The 16,679-nt window shown below is 73.0% G+C and carries 9 protein-coding genes; 6 read left to right on the top strand and 3 right to left on the bottom strand.

Going from position 1 to position 16,679, the window contains the following annotated elements:
- Positions 1 to 182 precede the first annotated feature (182 nt).
- The 4 genes from ACGFSH_RS18140 (at position 183) to ACGFSH_RS18125 (ending at position 10,032) form a co-directional block, all read left to right on the top strand.
- Positions 183 to 1,010, top strand: a complete 828-nt coding sequence (locus tag ACGFSH_RS18140; RefSeq protein ID WP_393349566.1) for a hypothetical protein — start codon at positions 183 to 185, stop codon at positions 1,008 to 1,010.
- Positions 1,003 to 4,317 carry a hypothetical protein gene (locus tag ACGFSH_RS18135; protein WP_393349564.1) on the top strand — a complete coding sequence of 1,105 codons (3,315 nt, stop codon included), beginning with the start codon at positions 1,003 to 1,005 and terminating at the stop codon, positions 4,315 to 4,317. The genes ACGFSH_RS18140 and ACGFSH_RS18135 overlap by 8 nt, the downstream gene beginning before the upstream one ends.
- A gap of 5 nt (positions 4,318 to 4,322) precedes the next feature.
- Positions 4,323 to 9,422, top strand: a complete 5,100-nt coding sequence (locus ACGFSH_RS18130; RefSeq protein WP_393349562.1) for a hypothetical protein — start codon at positions 4,323 to 4,325, stop codon at positions 9,420 to 9,422.
- A gap of 217 nt (positions 9,423 to 9,639) precedes the next feature.
- The gene (locus ACGFSH_RS18125; RefSeq protein ID WP_393349560.1) at positions 9,640 to 10,032 is read left to right on the top strand and encodes a BlaI/MecI/CopY family transcriptional regulator; all 393 of its coding nucleotides are present in this window, start codon (positions 9,640 to 9,642) and stop codon (positions 10,030 to 10,032) included.
- 102 nt (positions 10,033 to 10,134) lie between these two features.
- On the opposite strand, the gene ACGFSH_RS18120 is transcribed toward ACGFSH_RS18125, so the two are convergent.
- Positions 10,135 to 11,145 (bottom strand): polysaccharide deacetylase family protein, encoded by a 1,011-nt coding sequence (locus ACGFSH_RS18120; RefSeq protein ID WP_393349559.1) that lies wholly within the window; start codon positions 11,143 to 11,145, stop codon positions 10,135 to 10,137.
- A gap of 37 nt (positions 11,146 to 11,182) precedes the next feature.
- Positions 11,183 to 12,160: a glycoside hydrolase family 11 protein gene (locus tag ACGFSH_RS18115; RefSeq protein ID WP_393349557.1), complete on the bottom strand. Its 978-nt coding sequence runs from the start codon at positions 12,158 to 12,160 to the stop codon at positions 11,183 to 11,185.
- Positions 12,161 to 13,299: 1,139 nt separating this feature from the next.
- Here ACGFSH_RS18115 and chvE point away from each other — a divergent pair.
- Positions 13,300 to 14,397 carry a multiple monosaccharide ABC transporter substrate-binding protein gene (gene chvE, locus ACGFSH_RS18110; RefSeq protein ID WP_393349555.1) on the top strand — a complete coding sequence of 366 codons (1,098 nt, stop codon included), beginning with the start codon at positions 13,300 to 13,302 and terminating at the stop codon, positions 14,395 to 14,397.
- Positions 14,398 to 14,573: 176 nt separating this feature from the next.
- A complete protein-coding gene (locus tag ACGFSH_RS18105; RefSeq protein WP_393349553.1) occupies positions 14,574 to 15,125 on the top strand; it encodes a hypothetical protein in 552 nt (183 codons plus the stop codon).
- Between the two features lie 275 nt (positions 15,126 to 15,400).
- Here the strand turns inward: ACGFSH_RS18105 and ACGFSH_RS18100 are convergent, their stop codons facing one another.
- Complete coding sequence (locus ACGFSH_RS18100) at positions 15,401 to 16,660, bottom strand: MFS transporter (protein ID WP_393350048.1); 1,260 nt, start codon at positions 16,658 to 16,660, stop codon at positions 15,401 to 15,403.
- Positions 16,661 to 16,679: the final 19 nt, after the last annotated feature.

Here is a 16,679-nt window from a genome sequence, read left to right as displayed (position 1 = left end):
ATGTGCTCTGCCCGCCAACGGCCTTCGCTCACCTGCGTCCTTTCCCGTGGACGGGGAGCGGGAGGACGAGGGCGTCCGCGTCGGGCTCCCTCTTCGATACGACGAATTCGCGCGGGCCAGGGTGTCGAAGCGGTCCTCGTCGTCATAATCGTGGCCAGGGACGAACCGGGGGTGGTGGATTCATGGCGGACGTCGTCGTCGTGCACGGAATTTTCGCCAACAGGTCGAGTCGCGACGAGATGCGCGAGACCTGGCTGGCGGCATTGCGCGAGGGACTGCGCAACGTGCGGTTCCGCGGAGCCGACGCTCTCACGATCGAATGCGTTTTCTACGGCCATCTCTACAACGACGGGAAAGCGGGGCCCTCCTGGCAGTACGAGGTCGCAGACCTCGAACCCGGCCTCGAACAGGAACTGCTGATCGCCCTCGCGGAAAGCGTCGACGACCCCGCGAGCGACCGGGCGGGCAAGGCCGGTTACGCGCCGAGAACCGTCCAGTGGGCCATCGATTTCCTCCAGGCCCGCAAGATCCTCGGCGGCACGAACGCGAGGATTCTCGGGTTCGTCAAACAGGTGGCCCGCTATCTGCGGGACCCGGAATTCAAGAAGAAGGTACAGGCCGAGTTCAGCGCCGCGATGGAGACCGGACCCCGCGCCGTCGTCGCCCACTCGCTCGGCAGCGTCGTGGCCTACGACTGGCTGCGCACCCACGGGCCCACCAGCGCCACCACCCTCGTCACCCTCGGCTCACCGCTCGGACTGCGGCCCGTCCTGCGCGAACTGCACCCCTACCTCGACGCCTGCCCCGCCCCCTGGCCCACCGGCGTCGACACCTGGGTGAACGTCGCGGCGAAGGAGGACGCCGTCGCCACCGTCAAGGCGCTGGACGGGCTGTTCGCGGGGAAGATCCACGACCTGGACGCCGCCAACTCCCGTGCCACCGCCCACGACGCGCTCGTCTACCTGAAGAACGTCCGCACCTGCGAGTCGCTGAAGGTGGCTCTTGGCTGAGCGGGCGGGGTACTTCTGCGTCTCGGGACGCCCGGCCTACGGCGGGAACTTCGCCGACCTGAAGCTGCTGCCGGAGGAGGTGGCCGCCGTCCGCGCCGAGCTGACGGCGCTCGGCCTGACCGAGCTGTTCGCCGGGGCGGGCGGACCCGGCGAGGGCGACGCCCTCACCCACCTCGCCCTCTACGACGCCCTGTACGAGTGGAGCCGCCCGGACCCCGGCGCCTCACCCGACGGCACGGACCCGGACGGCACGGACCCGGACGGGGCGCCGCCCGAGCGGACCGCCACGCTGGTGATCTACGCGACCGGGCACGGCTACCAGCTGGAGGACGAGTGGATGCTCGTCCCGCCCGAGACCGTCGATCCCCTCAACCCCCGCGCCGCACTCCCGCCCGCCGCGCTGCTCGCGGCCCTGAAGGAGCGCGCCGACCTCGCCCAGGTGCTGCTGGTCCTGGACGCCTGCGGGGCCGCGCCCGGCGCGGAACAGGCCCTGCTGGACACCCTGTCGAAGTCCCGCTACCGGCCGCTCGACGGACAGTTCGACCTGTGGGTCGTCGCCGCCGCTCGGCGGGCCGAGACGGCGGGGCAGACCGTGTTCTCCGACGCCTTCACCGCGGCGCTGCGCGGCACCGCCGCCCCCTCCCTGGACCGGCGGCACCTGAGCCTCACCGGCGTGATGGTGTCCGTCCAGGACGACCTGGCGGCGACCTCGCAACGGGCGAAGATCGTCGCCGGATACGAGGACCCGCACTGCCGCGCCCTGCCCAACCCCCTTTTCATGCCGCCCGACCCGCCCGACTGGCTGCCGGCCGGCTGGAGCCGCAGCTCACGCGGGGTGCGCAGCCAGGACGCGCCCGGCTGGTACTTCACCGGACGCGACGGCGCGCTGCGCACCGTCATCGACCACCTCACCGGCGTCGGGGCCGCGCCGCCGCTGTGGCTGACCGGCTCCCACGGCAGCGGCAAGACCGCCGTCCTCGGCCGCGTCGTCACCACCGCCACCGCCGCACTGCGCGCCGCGCTCCCGGTCGTGGCCCGGCACGGCGTCCTGCCCGCCGGCGACCTCACCCTCGCCGCGGTCGACGCGCGCGGCCGCACCGCCGAACGGCTCGCCGACGAGATCGCCCGCGCGCTGGACGTCCCCGGCGAGGGCGTCACCGGCCTGCTGGCCGCACTCGGCGGCGGCCACGAGGGAAAGACCCGAGGCGTCGTCGTCGACCATGTGGACGAGGCGGACATGCCCGCCGCCGTGCTGGCCTGCCTGGTGGAGCCGCTGGCCGCGCTGCCCCACGTCCGGGTGGTGCTCGGCGCGGCACGCCCGCTGCCCGGCCCCACGGCCGGGACGACCGTCGACCTCGACGACGAGGCCCACCGCGGCCCCGAGACGGCCGGCGCGTACCTGCGCACCCGCCTCGCCTACGGCGGCCACCTCCCGCCGAAGGACGCCGCACCCCTGGAACGGCTCTGCGGCGGCTGCTTCGAGGCGGCCGCCACGGCGGCGGACGTCCTGGTCCGGGAGCGCGCCGACCCCCTCGGCCAGGCGACCGCGGCCGTCGTCGAACGGCTCGACGGCCTCCTGCGCCGCACGCTCGGGGAGTTCCTCGCACCGGCGGCGGCGGGCGCGGCGGCCGACGTCCTCAACGCCCTGTGCTCCTTCCACGACGACCTCTTCCTCGACCTGCCGACCTGGGCCTCCGTCACCGCCGGCCACGGCGGGGCGCCGGTCACGGCGGCGCAGCTGGAGAGCTGCCTCGACGCCTGCCGGAGCTTCCTCGTGCGCCGCCGGCTGCCCGGCCGCCGGCCCGGCGACGCCCTCGAAGGGGTGCGCCCCCGCCACCGGCCCGCCCCCGCCCCGGGGCCCGGCCCCCGAAGAGCCGTGCTGCGCCGGCTCCTCGACGAGGTCGGCCCGGGCGCCTCGGCCTCCGGCTGGGAACGTGTGCCGGACCATCTCCTCGACATCCTCGCCGCGGCCGCCGCCGCCGACCAGGCCGGCGACGCGGGCCGGCTCCTCGACGACCCCGGCTTCCTGCTCGCGCTCGCCCGGCCCACCCTGACCCGCACCGTCAAGGCGCTGACCGGCCCCGACCGGGCGGCACGGGCCGCCGTGCGCGCAGCCCAGCCACGGCAGGCGCGACCGCACCAGGACCGCTTCGCCCTCGCCCTGGCCGCCACCCGGCAGCAACTCACCGCTCTCGCACGGGCCGCCGGCCCCGTCGACGCGCCCTGCGGCACGCTGGAGGTGCGCTGGGCGCGGCCGGGCAAGCGCGAACGGCCGTCGATCACGCGCGTGTCCGCCGCCGGATCACCCGGCCCCCGCTCCGTCGTCACCGCCCACGACGACGGCAGCCTGCGGTGGTGGGACGGCGCCGGCGGCGAGGAGGGGACGTCCCGGCGGCTGGAGGGCCGCGTCGTCGCGCTGAACGCCCTGAACAGCACCGAGAGCGCGGAGGTCGAGAAGGGCGCGGAGGGCGAGAAGGCCGCCGAGGCCGCCGGGGGCGTCCACGCGCTCGTCGTCCTGGCCGACGGCACGGTACTGCGCTGCGCCCCGGACGCGGCGGTCCCGGACCGGGTGCTGCGCGAGGGGACGGGCGAACTGCCGGGCCCCTGCGCGGGCCACCCGGCCGGCTTCCTCGCGGTGGGCGACGGGGCGGACGTCGAACTGCTGGCCGTGGGGGCGTCGGGGGTCGAACCGCTGGGCCGGGAGTCGCTGCGACGGGCGGTCGTCGCGGTCGCCGTGGCCGGTCCGCCCGAGGATCCGGTCGTCTGGGCGGCGACGCAGGACGGCGTGGTGCACCGCTGGTCCCCGGCCGCCGCGGGCCCGCCGCGCAGGGTCGCGCTGTGCCCGGACCCGGTCCGGCTCGCGGCCGCCGCGGACGGCGAGACGGCGGTGGTCGTCGACGCGGACGGCGGGTGCACGTTCGTCGGCGGTGCGGCCGCTCTCGCGGGCGCGGTCCCGGCGCTCCCGCACGACCTGCGCGCGCTCCATCTGACGCCGGACTGGTTCGTCGTCGCGTGCCGCCACCGGGACGGGAACTGGCTGGACACCTACGCCGTCGCCGACGGCAGCACGGCCCGCTGGCCGTTGGACGGGCTGCCCACGGGCATCGTCTCCCACCCCGCCGGAGGGGGCGCACCCGTGCCCGGCGGGGGAGACGCGGCCGTCGGGCTCGTCCACGGCGTGGACGACGCGCCGGCCGAGTGGTACGGGTCGGCCGACCTGCTGGTGGCGACCTCCCGCGCGCCCGCCCTGCTGCGGGCCCGCACCCGCGCGAAGCACGGCATGTCACGGAACGGCCGCAGGAGGTAACCCGTATGACAGTGTCCCCCCTCTCCCCGGCCGCCGTGCCCGGCACCGCCTTCGTCCGCGACCGGCTGGTCCGCCTGCTGACGTGGCTCAACCGCACGGCCGCCCGGGACCTCGCCGACGAGGAACTCGCCGCGCAGTGCGCGCTGTCCGGCCTCCAGGACGGCTGGCTCGGCGAATTGCTCGGCCGGCCGGACCGCGACGCCGTCCTCGCCGCTCTGCCCGCATGGCTGACGGTGGCCGACGACAGCGGTCTGACCGTCCTCGTCGACGTGGCCTCGGGCACGGCGGCGCCGGCGGGCGGTCAGACCGCCCCCGCAGCCCCCGTCGTCGATCCCGCCGCCACTCCAGCCGCCGTCGTCGCGCTCGAGGCGGCGCGTGAGCGGATGCGGCGACTGCTCCCGCTGCTGGCCGGGGAAGTCCCGGACCAGCTGGCCGAGTTGTGGGCCCACTGTCCCGCGCGGCCCGGCGCGGACGGGCCCGGCGAACGGCCCGCGCGGCCCGCGCCGCACGCGGCCGTGGCGGACGGGCCCGGCGGACGCGTCGCGATCACGCTCGCGGACGCGTCCGACCCGGACCGCGGGGCCGTCTGGATCGAACCCGTCGCATGGACCGGGCCCTGTCTCATCGAGGCCCGGGAGGCGGCCGTCGCGCTGCTGAACCGGTTCGGCGGCGTCGAGCCCGGCGCGCGGCCCGAACTCCCGGTGGGGGTATGGCCCGACGGTCTCCGCCCCGATCCGGCCGTCGCGCTCGGCTACGCCCTCGACGCCCTCGCCGGGTTCACCGGACTGCCCCGGCCCGAGCTGCCCGCCTTCGGCGTCCTGACGCGGGAGCGGACCCTCGCGCCGATGACGGACGCCGACCTGACCGGACGGGTCGAGGCGCTCGCGCTGATCGGCGTCGACGAACTCCTCGCCCCCACCGCGAGCGGCTGGGTCAGGGTCCGTCCCGGCGGGGTGCGCGAACCGGTGCCCGGCCCGCCCGGCCCCCTCACGCTCGACGGGGCCGCCACCGCGGTCTGGGGCGAGGCGTGGACCGAATGGAAGCACGCCCGCCACCGCGAGGAACTGCTCGCCCTGGGCTGGGTGGTCCAGCCGCTGGCGGCCCGGCCGGGCGACGCCGTGGTCAAGCAGGTCGCCGACCTCCGCGAGATCTACCACGGCAAGGACGCCAAGGGCGGCAAGGGCCGGGAGAGCGGGCGGGCGAGACGGGTGGTGGCCGTCGTCGGCGGCACCGTGCGCAGCGGCAAGAGCACGATCGCCCGGCTGCTCGCCGAGGACCTGCGCCGACGCGGCTGGCAGGTCCAGGCGATCCGGTCCACCCGGGGCGAACTGCCCGACCGCGACCCGCTGATCGACGCCGCCCGGCGGGCCGTCGATCTGGCGCGGCGCGAGGAGGGCAGGCCCTGTCTGCTGATCCTGGACGGGCTGCTCCCCCTCCAGGGCGGCAACAAGGCGGTCGACGAACTGCTGCCGCTGGTCTCGGAGGACGTCCGGTGCAGCGTCCTCGCCCTGCTGGAGTACGACGTCTCCGCGAACTTCGAGTGGAGCACGGAGAGCGTGGACGTCATCCCGGCCGTCGTCGGCGGACCCCACCTGGAGGACTTCGTCAAGGCGGTGGCCCTCGCCCGGCCGGGCGAGGCGCGGCGCGAGGCCGGGCTCGCCGAGGTGCGGCGCGGCGACGGCAGCCGCGACCTGGACCGGATCATCCGCATCATGACCGGCGGGGCGGACGACGACCCCGTCCTGGCCTGCTTCGGCGGCCTCGGCATCGCCCAGCAGAACGCGGTGGCGGACATGGCGGCCGCCTCCCTGATCCACTCCGGCGTCGCCGAGGCGACGCTCGTCGACCTCACCGGGGAACAACGCGACGCGCTCGGCGTGGAGTCCCTCGAAGGAGAAGGCCTCGTCCGGATCCCCGGCGTCGAGGACAGCACCCGCATCCTCCAGCGCGTCCTCCAGATACGAGAGGAGGACGAGGCGGGCGACGACCGCGAAGAGCCCGAACGCGTGCCCGTCCCCGGCGAGGAGCGGCTGCGCGCCGAGGTCGTCGAACGGCTGCTGCCGAGGTTCGAGACGCTGATGCGCCACGAGCGCGGCGAAGTCCTGCCCAGGCTCCTCGGAGCCCGCCTCTACCGCGCCCAGGTCGCCGCCGAGATCCTCGAACGCACCCGGCACGGCGCCTTCACCCAGTGGCTCGGCAAGGCGCGGGCCGCCGAACTGGCGCGCTGCCTCACCGCCCTCGGCACCTCGCTGAGCGAGGAGATCGCCAGGGACGTCATCCGGGAGTTCACCCACCGCCTCAAGGACGAGCCGTCGACGCTGCGGCTGCTCGACCTGGTCACCGTCATCCGCGGCATCCGGCACGCCATGTCCACCGGCGCGCCCCACCTCGACCACGTCTTCACCTGGCTGCGCGCCCAGGTGAACGCCGTCCTGTCCAGCGGGGAGGGCACCGCACAGGAACGGCTCCACCTGCTCGACCGGATCGAGTGGTTCCAGAACGCCGACCTCGACGAGATCGTCGTCAAACGCGTCGCGGAGGTCGTCACCGGCCTCGACCCGTCCCGCCCCGCCGACTACTTCCTCGTGCTGCGCGCCCTGCGCCTGCAACGGCGGCTGTGGCGGCGGGTGGCGGACGACGACGCCGTCCACTACGAGGACGCCGCCGGCTACCACCCCGTCGACCAGGAGCCGGGCCCCGAGGAACTGGTCTCCTACCGGCCCCGGGCCGAGGACGGTTTCGCCGTGATCCTCGCCGGGATGATGCTGCGCCGGCACGTCGAACGCACCGAGTGGTCCGCGATGATCGACGAGCACCAGGACCTCCTCCAGCCCGCCCTGGACGCCAGCAGCCCGCGCGACGTGATCACCGCCCTGCACGAACTGCGGCGCACCTCCGGCATGCACCGCAACGAGATCTTCAAACGGGCCATCGACACCCGGCACGACAACGCCCGCTTCCTGGGCGCGCTGCGCGCGCTCGTCCGGCGCGCCACCCCGATGGAGACCGTGGAGCTGCTGCGGGTCGTGCAGGGGCTGCACGCCTGGTGCGCCTGCCTGCTGCTGTCGGCGGAGACCCGCGGCCTGGTGTGGACGCAGGACAACGACCCCGACGAGGCGTTCGTCGCCCGCCTCGCCGACGCCACCAAGAACGATCCCAAGGCTGCGGGCATGCTGCTGTCCGTCACCCACGCCGTGGAGAGCCCCTACCACCAGAGCGGCCGGAGCTTCGCCCAGCTCTTCGGCGACGGGCTCGGCGAGACGGCCGTCCTCGACTGGCTGGTCAAGGACCCCCGCCCGTCCGTGAAGTACCACCTGGTCAAGGGGTTGTGGGAGGCCCAGGTCGGCTACCGCGAGCGGTGCCTGGAGCAGATGGTCGACATCGTCGCCCAGGCGCTCACCACCTCCCGCCGCGTATGGGGACCCCGCCTCGCGCTGTGGATCGGCGCCGACCCCGAGTTCGGTCCCGGGTTCCTGCACGACCTGCGCGAGAAGGTCGGCATCGACGACCTGCTGGTCGGCATGAGCGTGTGGTCGCCGCCGGACGCCCAGGCCGAGTTCCACCGCCTGGCCCGCGCCCTCTACCCGACGGCCGCGCTCCGCTACGCCCGGACCTTCCACGCCGGCGAACTGGCCCAGCGCCTGGCCAACGCCTCCTCCGTCGCCGTCGCCGAGGCCTGCCGCGAGGTCGCCCGCACGATGCGGCACACCGACGGCATCTCCGGCGCCGCCCTGCTGAAGGCGACCGGCCGGCTGATCGGACGGCCCGACGTGTGGACGGACCGGCTCGACACCGTCCGCACGGGGGAGGAGTTCACCCAGTTCCTGAGCATCGTCAGCGACATCGACCGCGGTTTCGTGCGCAGGCTCCTCGGCACGTACGGCGAGCGCACGATGCGAACCGCCGTCCAGGGCGCGGAGGAACTGCGGCTGGTGTGGAAGACGCGCTCGGCCATGTATCAGAATCCGCTCGCCGCCACCGCCATGCTCTCCGTCCTGGAACAGGTCGCCGAACTGGGCCGGGCCGTCTACACGCGGCTCTCGGACGACGCCGTCCTGATGAAGATCTTCACCGACGAACTCCAGCTGCTTCAGAACCCGTCGGAGCAGTACATGGCGGCCCTGCACCTCGCGCGGATCGGGATCGGGCCCGCCCACCCCCGCAACGCCGAGTGGACCGAGACGACGTTCGAGCTGAAGAAGCGGCTCATCACCACGTTCTCCAACCCGCGCGTCATCCGGGACGTCCTGCGCACCGTGGCGCTGTGGGAACGCCGTTGGGCGGTCGAACTCGTGGGCATTCTCGACCTCGCCAAGACGGAACGCCGCCTGCGGCTCGGGCTGATCGCCGACCTCCAGCCGGCCGTCGGGCTGGCCGCGCTCCTCATCAGTCTCGGCGACGAGAAGAAGGCCTCGGCCGTGCTCGACATGCTGGAGAGGGTCGGCTGGGAACGGGTGGCGGGCCGCGTCGACCTGCCGTCGGCGGTGCTCTTGCTGCGGCTGGTGGGCCAGTTGCAGCAGCACCACGCCGGTCCGGTCGCCGCGGCGGTCAACGCCCGGGTCGTCACGCTGCTCTCCCGGGAGATCGTCCTCGACGACCGGGCCATGTGGCGCGAGGTGGGCCACGCCTGCCAGGCGCTCGCCGCGTCCGGCCACCCGGTGCACGGCATCGGCGACCGCCCGGCCCGCGAACCGCTCCTCGCCGACGCCCCCGCCGTCTCGCGCGCCCTGCACTGGTTCCCGGCGACGCCGTGGCGCGCCCGCTACCGCACACTGTCCGTCGAGCGCCTGATCTCCCGTCCGCCGCGCTCCGGCGGCGACCTCGCCCTCGCCCTCGCGGGAGCCGCCTCCGCCGGCCGCCTGGCCGACGTGCTGCCCGGCCTTCCCGAGCTGACGGCCCTGGCGACCGCCGACACCAGGGACCTCGCCGACCTGACCGAGTTCGCCGGCCGGCACCCCGCCCTCGCCGCCGTCCTGCGCCCGCACCACGGCGTCTTCGACGCCCATCTGCGGTCGGCGACGTCGGTGTCGTCCCTGGACACCCGCCGCCTGCGCCGCAGCATCGCGGCCATCGCGGCGGGTACCACGTTCGACGACGCGGGCTGAGGGAGCGCAAACGGGAACCGCGCCGCCGCCAGGCTTCTACAATGCTGTAGAGGCTTTAGAGATGGCGTTCGCGCGCGGGGCCCCGCGGACGGCCGGCGTCCCCACGACGTCCGACCGGCGATCGCCACCGGGCGACGTCCGACCGGACGATGTCCGAGCGGATCCCACCGGACGACGTCCCACCGCGGACCGGACGGCGGCGAAGAGGAGGCTGGGCGTGACGGAGCACGGGCGGCGCCCCCCGCGGCGGGCGCAGGGCGAGCTGGAGGCGTCGGTGCTGTCGGCGCTGCGGCAGGCCGACGGGCCCGCGACGGCCGGATGGGTCCAGGAACGCCTCGGCGGCGGCCTCGCCTACACCACGGTGATCACCATCCTGACCCGGCTGCTCGCCAAGGGCGCGGTCACCCGCGAGCGCAGCGGCCGCTCCTTCGCCTGGCTGCCCGCCTCGGACGAGGCCGGCCTGGCCGCCCGGCGCATGCACAGGGTCCTGGACGCCGAACGCGACCGCGAGGCGGTGCTCACCAGCTTCGTCACCGGTCTCGGTCCCGACGACGAACGGCTGCTGCGGGAACTCCTCGGACAGCCGCCCCGCCCGAGCCGCGGCGACTGACTCCGCAGGGAACCCGGCCGCACCCGCGCACACCGTGGACGCAACGGTCCGGACGACCGTCCGGACCGTTGCGCCGCGCCCCCCGATTCGGTCGGACCGGATTCAGCCGGCGGTGCAGGAGACGCTGGGCCAGGTCCAGTTGCCGTTGGGCTGGATGGTGACGCCGAAGGCGTTGCCGCTGCCGTTGGGTTTGGCGGTGAGCACCTGGGCGCTGGGGTAGCCGGCGCTGATGTTCCAGGTGGACAGGACCTTGGCGGGGGAGGGGATGTTCATGGTGACGGTCCAGTCGGCGGCTCCGCTGACGTTGACGTTGAGGTTGTAGCGGTCGCCCCACTGCTGCCCGGCGGAGAGCGTCGCGGTGCACGCGCCGCCCCCGCCACCCCCGCCACCGCCGCCGGAGCCGCCGTCGGGTGCGACGGCCCGGCCGGTCTGCGGGGAGATCATGCCGGCGCACAGACCGCGTGCGGCCAGCCCCTGTGCGATCCGCGGGATCGCGGCGATCGTGTTGGCCGGCCAGTCGTGCATCAGGATGACCTGGCCGTTGGTGAGCCGGCCCGCGGCCTGCACGATCGCGTCGGTGCTCGCGCCGTTCCAGTCCTGCGAGTCCACATCCCAGATGACCTCGGTCAGGCCGTACCTGGCCTCGACGGAGCGCACCGTGGAGTTGGTCTCGCCGTACGGCGGCCGGAACAGTTTCGGCGTGCCGCCGCCCGCGCCGGAGATCGCCTGCTGGGTGCGGGAGATCTCCGAGTCGATCTGCGACTGGCTCTGCTGGGTCAGATGCGGGTGGGTGTAGCTGTGGTTGCCGACCCACATGCCGGCGTCGACCTGGGCCCGCACCTGCGCGGGGCGGGCCGCGGCGTACTGGCCCTCGTTGAACATCGTGGCCCGCAGACCGTTCTGCCTGAGGGCGTTGAGCAGGTTCGACGTGGTGCCGGACGGGCCGTCGTCGAAGGTGAGCCCGACGTATCCGTTGCAGGCGGCCGCCCGCGCGGGAGCGGCGGCCTGGACGGGGGCGGCGGCCTGGACGGTGAGGGTGCAGGCGGCGGCCGTCGCGAGGACGGCCAGTCTCGTGACCAGGGCGCGGGAGCGGAGTCGTGGTCCGGTACTCATACGGGGTGGTCCTCCAGCCGGGGCGAGGGTGCGGGGGTCAGCCGGCGGTGCAGGAGACGCTGGGCCAGGTCCAGTTGCCGTTGGGCTGGATGGTGACGCCGAAGGCGTTGCCGCTGCCGTTGGGTTTGGCGGTGAGCACCTGGGCGCTGGGGTAGCCGGCGCTGATGTTCCAGGTGGACAGGACCTTGGCGGGGGAGGGGATGTTCATGGTGACGGTCCAGTCGGCGGCTCCGCTGACGTTGACGTTGAGGTTGTAGCGGTCGCCCCACTGCTGCCCGGCGGAGAGCGTCGCGGTGCACGCGCCGCCACCGCCACCCCCGCCACCGCCGCCGCCCGAACCGGTGCCGCCGACGGTGATGTTGGAGCTGCCGCTGCTCTGGTAACCCTCGGTCGCGAGGATCATGTAGTAGTTGAAGCTGCCGAGCGGCATGCCGGCCCGGGCCCAGGCGTCGAAGTGGTTCCCGGTGGTGATGGTGCCGCCCGTGCGCTTGGACTGCCGCACGCTCCAGTACTGGTCGAAGGTCTTGTTGCCCTCGACGGAGGGGGCGTTGTAGCGGGTCGTCTTGTAGATGTCGTACGTGCCGCCGTCGCTGGTGACGGTGCCCTTGTACGTTCCGGTGGGCCGGTAGGTGCCCCAGTTGTCGACGATGTAGTACTCGACGAGCGGATTCGACGTCCAGCCGTACAGGGCCAGATAGGCGTTGCCGGACGGGTTGAAGGAGCCCGAGTACGTCACGCTCCGGCGGCCGCCGTTGCTCCAGCCCTTTCCGGCGACGAAGTTGCCGGTGTTGCGCCAGGACGTGCCGTAGGAGCCGCCGGACCCCAGGTTCATTGACACGGTGCCCGGCGAGTCGGTCCAGAACGAGTAGTAGTACCCGTTGTCGGTGCCGGTCTGGTTCGAGGTGACGACGGTGTCGGCGTAGGCGGCGCCGGGTGACGTCAGCGCGGCGAGGGCGACCAGGACCGTGGTGCAGACGCCGCTGAGGAACAGCCTGAAGCGTGCGGGTGCGTTCATGTACGTGTTTCCTCCTCGTCCTTGTGAGGCCGGTCCCGCACGAAGGCGGAGGACGGCTCGTCGGATTGACCGTCAGTTTTGGTATGACCCTGCCAACTGTCAATACTTTCGGCAATGACGACGAAACATTCGGAAGACCCAAACAGTCAGTGTCGCAACATAACCGCTGTTCAGAGAAGCGACCGCGAAAATTTTGCCGTCAATGATGAGCAAGGCTCAGGAAAGGGCAATTCCGCGACTGGGATCAAGAATTCCGAATGTTTCGGAGGATTTCCGTTCGCTTCATCGCCGCAGCGGAAGCCCCCTTCAGGGCTTCGTTCAAGGGTTGACCGAACCGTTCTTCGAACTGTTGTCGTTCGTCCCGTTGACACCATGCGCCACCCCTCTTACTGTCACGCCAACATGCCGACCATGTGACGGTATTTCGAACGGTTGAAGGGCAACTCCCTTGCGTGCCAACGGAATCAGCACACGCGTGGTCGGGGTGCGATGGCGCACAGCGGCCTGCTTACAGAGGCCCGCCGGCCACACGACCACCACCGCCGGCGCGAACCGGCGGCATCGGCACAGCCGGTGGCGCCCGCACCGCAACGACTCCGGGGCGCCCCACGCAAGTCCGGCCGGTCATAAGGCGCTTGAGCGCCGGCTCGCGCACCGAGCCGGCCGGCACGACCTCCGGTCGTTCCAGCGGGACCCCCCGCTCGCCCGCCACCCGTGAGACCCCGGGCACACCACGTCCGCCGACGACCTCGGCGGCCCGTGCGCCGCTTCGAGACCGCCGGGCGGATCCGCCGCGGCGCGCCCCTCTCCCCACCCGAAGCCCGACCCGTCCGGGGGCGTCCGGCGCCCACCCGTGTGCGTGATCACCCCAAAGGGCCGACCCCGCCGACCCCCCGAACCTCGGAATCTCCCGGCCCGTTCGGGAACGGCGGCACGGCGCGTCCGACCCACGCGCCGCCCCCGCGACCGTGCTCCACGCGCCCCCTGACCCCGGGCGTCCGCCCCGTCCCCTCCGCCCCGTCCGCTCCCTCTCCGCCGTCCCCACAGTCCCCGCCGTCCCCCCAGTCCCTGCCGTCCCCTGGCGGCACCCCGGCACGGCGTACTCCTCTCAACGACGAGAAGAACTAGGAACGATCACCATGCGCAACCGAAGAGCCGCCCTCGCCACGCTGGCCGGGGCCGCCTCCCTGGCTCTGACCCTGTCCGCCTGCGGAGACACCACGGCAGGCGGCCGCAAGGTCGGCTCGGGCGACGGCACCATCGGCATCGCCATGCCGACCCAGGCCTCCCAGCGCTGGCTCACCGACGGAAAGAGCGTCGTCGACGACCTCAAGTCCAAGGGGTACGAGACCAAGCTGGTCTACGGCCAGGACAACCCGAAGACCCAGGTCGCGCAGATCGAGAAGCTGGTCGAGGAGGGCGTCGACGCGCTGATCATCGCCGCCATCGACAACAAGTCGCTCAACGGCGTCCTCCAGCAGGCCGCCGCCGCGAAGATCCCGGTCATCTCCTACGACCGGCTCATCCTCGGCACGCAGAACGTCGACTACTACGTCTCCTTCGACAACGAGCAGGTCGGCCGGCTCCAGGCCCTCTACATCGTCGAAAAGCTCGGTCTGGAGAAGGGCAAGGGCCCCTACAACATCGAGCTGTTCGCCGGTTCCCCCGACGACAACAACACCCAGTTCTTCTTCGACGGCTCGATGCGCCTGCTGCAGCCGTTCATCGACAGCGGACAACTGGTCGTCCGCTCCGGCCAGACCGCGCTCGACAAGGTCACCACCCTGCGCTGGGACGGCCCCACCGCACAGCGCCGCATGGAGGCCGTGCTGTCGCAGTCCTACCGCAACCGCAAGGTGGACGCCGTCCTTTCGCCGTACGACGGCATCTCCATCGGCGTCCTGAACGCGCTGAAGGCGGACGGCTACGGCACCGGCAGCAAGCCCCTGCCCGTCATCACCGGCCAGGACGCGGAACTGCCCTCCGTGAAGTCGATCATCGCGGGCGAGCAGTCGCAGACCGTCTACAAGGATCTCCGCGAACTCGCCTCGGTGGCCGCCGACATGGCCGACGACCTCCTCAACGACCGCACCCCGAGCGTGAACAACAGGCGGTCCTACAAGAACGGCGTGAAGGCCGTCCCGGCCCGGCTCCTCCAGCCGACGAGCGTCGACCGGACCAACTACGAGTACGTCCTGGTCGCGGGCGGCTTCTACAAGGAAGCCCAGCTCAAGTAGCGGCACGCCCGGGGTCGCCGTACGGATGCCGGACCGTACAGGTGCCGGACCGTACGGACACCGGGCCGTACGGATGCGGGGACGACTCAGTGATTCCCCCGATGCGGCAGGGTCCCGCGGCGTGCCACGGTGATCCGTCTTCGGCCGCAGACGGGCCGACACCGAGGGGAGAGCGGATGGGATCGTCCCAAGGGCGGCATGCGGCCCTGCAGGAGCGAGCGAACGAGCTGGGCCACACCCGGGGCCGCCGGACGTACGCGATCACCGGAGTGGCCGGGGGCCTCAGCCAACTCGCCTGGCGGGCCGCCGTCGTGGTGCTGGTCTTCTTCCTCGGCACGGTCGTGGTCGCCAGGCCCAGCTCGGCGTTCCTCAAGGGCGCCGTGCTGGCGGGCCTGCTGCTCGCCTTGATCGTCCTCAGGATCCTGTGGCGCCGGACGACCGCCGGCCGGGGGATGGGCCGCTGCCACCTCTACGGCAGCGGCCTGGCCGTCACCGACCTGCTCGGCCGGATGCGGGACGTGGTGGCGTGGAGCGAGGTGACCGAGCTGAAACACTCGTCGGGTGCGGTGCTCTTCACCCCCCTCTACCGCGTCGAACTCGCACGCCGCGGGGCAGAGCCGCTGGCCTTCGTGGTCCCGGCCTACCAGACCGACCTGATCACCGCGCTCAGGGACCAGGCGACCCGCCACGGCATCCCGCAGAAGCAACTCCGCTACATCGTCGGCTGACGGACGAGGGGCGAGGGGCCACGGGCGTGACGGGCGACGGACTGCGAACTCCCAACTCCCAACTCCCAACTCCGACAGGACTGTCAGTGCCTGCCACTAGGGTTCTACCGCGCGGTCGGCTTCCGGGGGTTCCAGCTCCGCAGGGATGGCTTCATCCCCGGCCTGTCCGGGGGCGGCCCGGAGATTGCGTCCGGGACCCAACCGACGGTCGGGCTGTGCCGATGGCCACGAGGTGACCTGCCAGCGCCGACCGCGCACCCCCGGCGCACGTCACGTCACCGCCCCCGGCGGAGGCGTCGGGAAACCCCGGAAGTCCCGGAAGCCCCGGAAGCCCCGGAAGTCGCAGGCCCGTCCAGCCAGGGGCTCCACACCGTGAGGACCATGAGCGCCGCGGTGCACCCGCCGAGCAGCATGACGACGGACGGGGAGGAGCGGTCCAGGACCGCGCCCCCGACGAGGGCGCCGATCGCGAACGTCGTCTGGAAGGAAGCGGTGAACAGGACCGAAGCCGCCTCGGGCGCATGCGGCGCCGCCCGGGAGAACCAGGTCTGCGACGCGACCGGAACGGCCCCGTAGGCGATGCCCCACACCGTCAGCAGGACCACCGCGCCGGCCTCACCGCGGCCCAGCACGGGCAGCAGAAGGGTCACCGCGGAGATCAGGGCGGCCGCGAGCCCGAACACGGCACGAGGGCGACGGCCCACCCAGGCGCCGCCCAGGAAGTTGCCGAGGATCCCGGCCGTACCGTAGACCAGCAGGAACACGGTGATCCGGCCCCCGCCGGCGTGGGTGACCCGCTCGAGGAACGGCGTCACGTATGTGTACGTGCCGAAGTGGGCCAGCACGATGAGGAAGGTCAGCAGGAGCGCCGAGCGCGTGCGGGCCCCGCGGAGCAGCCCACCGAGCACGCCGAGCCGGGTGGCGCGGACCGGCGGAAGCGGCGGCAGGAGCAAGAGCAGCATGACGAGCACGCCGGCCGTCACAACCCCCATGACGGTGAAGGCGGTTCGCCATCCCGTGAGATCACCGAGGAAGGTGCCGGCCGGGACGCCGAGGACGGATCCCAGCGGGACGGCGGAGAAGATCACGGCGGTGGCCCTGCCGACGGAGCCGGGTGACGCGAGGCGCTCCGCCAGCCCGGCGCCGATCGACCAGAAGCCCCCGATGGTGATCCCGACCATGACCCGGGACACCAGCACGAACCGGTAGTCGGGCGCCGCGGCGGCGAGGAAGTTCGCCAGCGTCAGCAGCGACATCAGGGCGCACAGCGTCAGACGCCGGTCGACGCGCGTCGTGGCCACGGTGACCAGGGGAGCGGCGACCGCCGCAAGGAGGCCTGGCATCGTCATCATCAGCCCGGCCACCCCGTCGGACACGGCGAGATCGGAGCCGATCGAGGTCAGCAGGCCGATCGGAAGGATCTCGGTGGTGACGATCGCGAAGATCCCCAGCATCACCGAGACCACGGCCGGCCACCTGGTCGACAGGACGGGCCCGGCCGGAGGCCGTCCATCGACCGCGGCGGGGGTGGGCATGTTGGCCGACATGGCGTTC

The sequence above is a fragment of the Streptomyces sp. NPDC048481 genome (genome assembly GCF_043200075.1).
Taxonomy (GTDB): domain Bacteria; phylum Actinomycetota; class Actinomycetes; order Streptomycetales; family Streptomycetaceae; genus Streptomyces.
Note: the sequence above shows the minus strand (reverse complement) of the source record. Positions and strands in the feature narration are given on the sequence as shown.

Coding starts and splice junctions, on each gene's coding strand:
- chvE (WP_393349555.1), top strand. CDS start 13,300: ATGCGCAACCGAAGAGCCGCCCTCGCCACGCTGGCCGGGGCCGCCTCC.
- ACGFSH_RS18105 (WP_393349553.1), top strand. CDS start 14,574: ATGGGATCGTCCCAAGGGCGGCATGCGGCCCTGCAGGAGCGAGCGAAC.
- ACGFSH_RS18140 (WP_393349566.1), top strand. CDS start 183: ATGGCGGACGTCGTCGTCGTGCACGGAATTTTCGCCAACAGGTCGAGT.
- ACGFSH_RS18100 (WP_393350048.1), bottom strand. CDS start 16,660: ATGCCCACCCCCGCCGCGGTCGATGGACGGCCTCCGGCCGGGCCCGTC.
- ACGFSH_RS18130 (WP_393349562.1), top strand. CDS start 4,323: ATGACAGTGTCCCCCCTCTCCCCGGCCGCCGTGCCCGGCACCGCCTTC.
- ACGFSH_RS18120 (WP_393349559.1), bottom strand. CDS start 11,145: ATGAGTACCGGACCACGACTCCGCTCCCGCGCCCTGGTCACGAGACTG.
- ACGFSH_RS18115 (WP_393349557.1), bottom strand. CDS start 12,160: ATGAACGCACCCGCACGCTTCAGGCTGTTCCTCAGCGGCGTCTGCACC.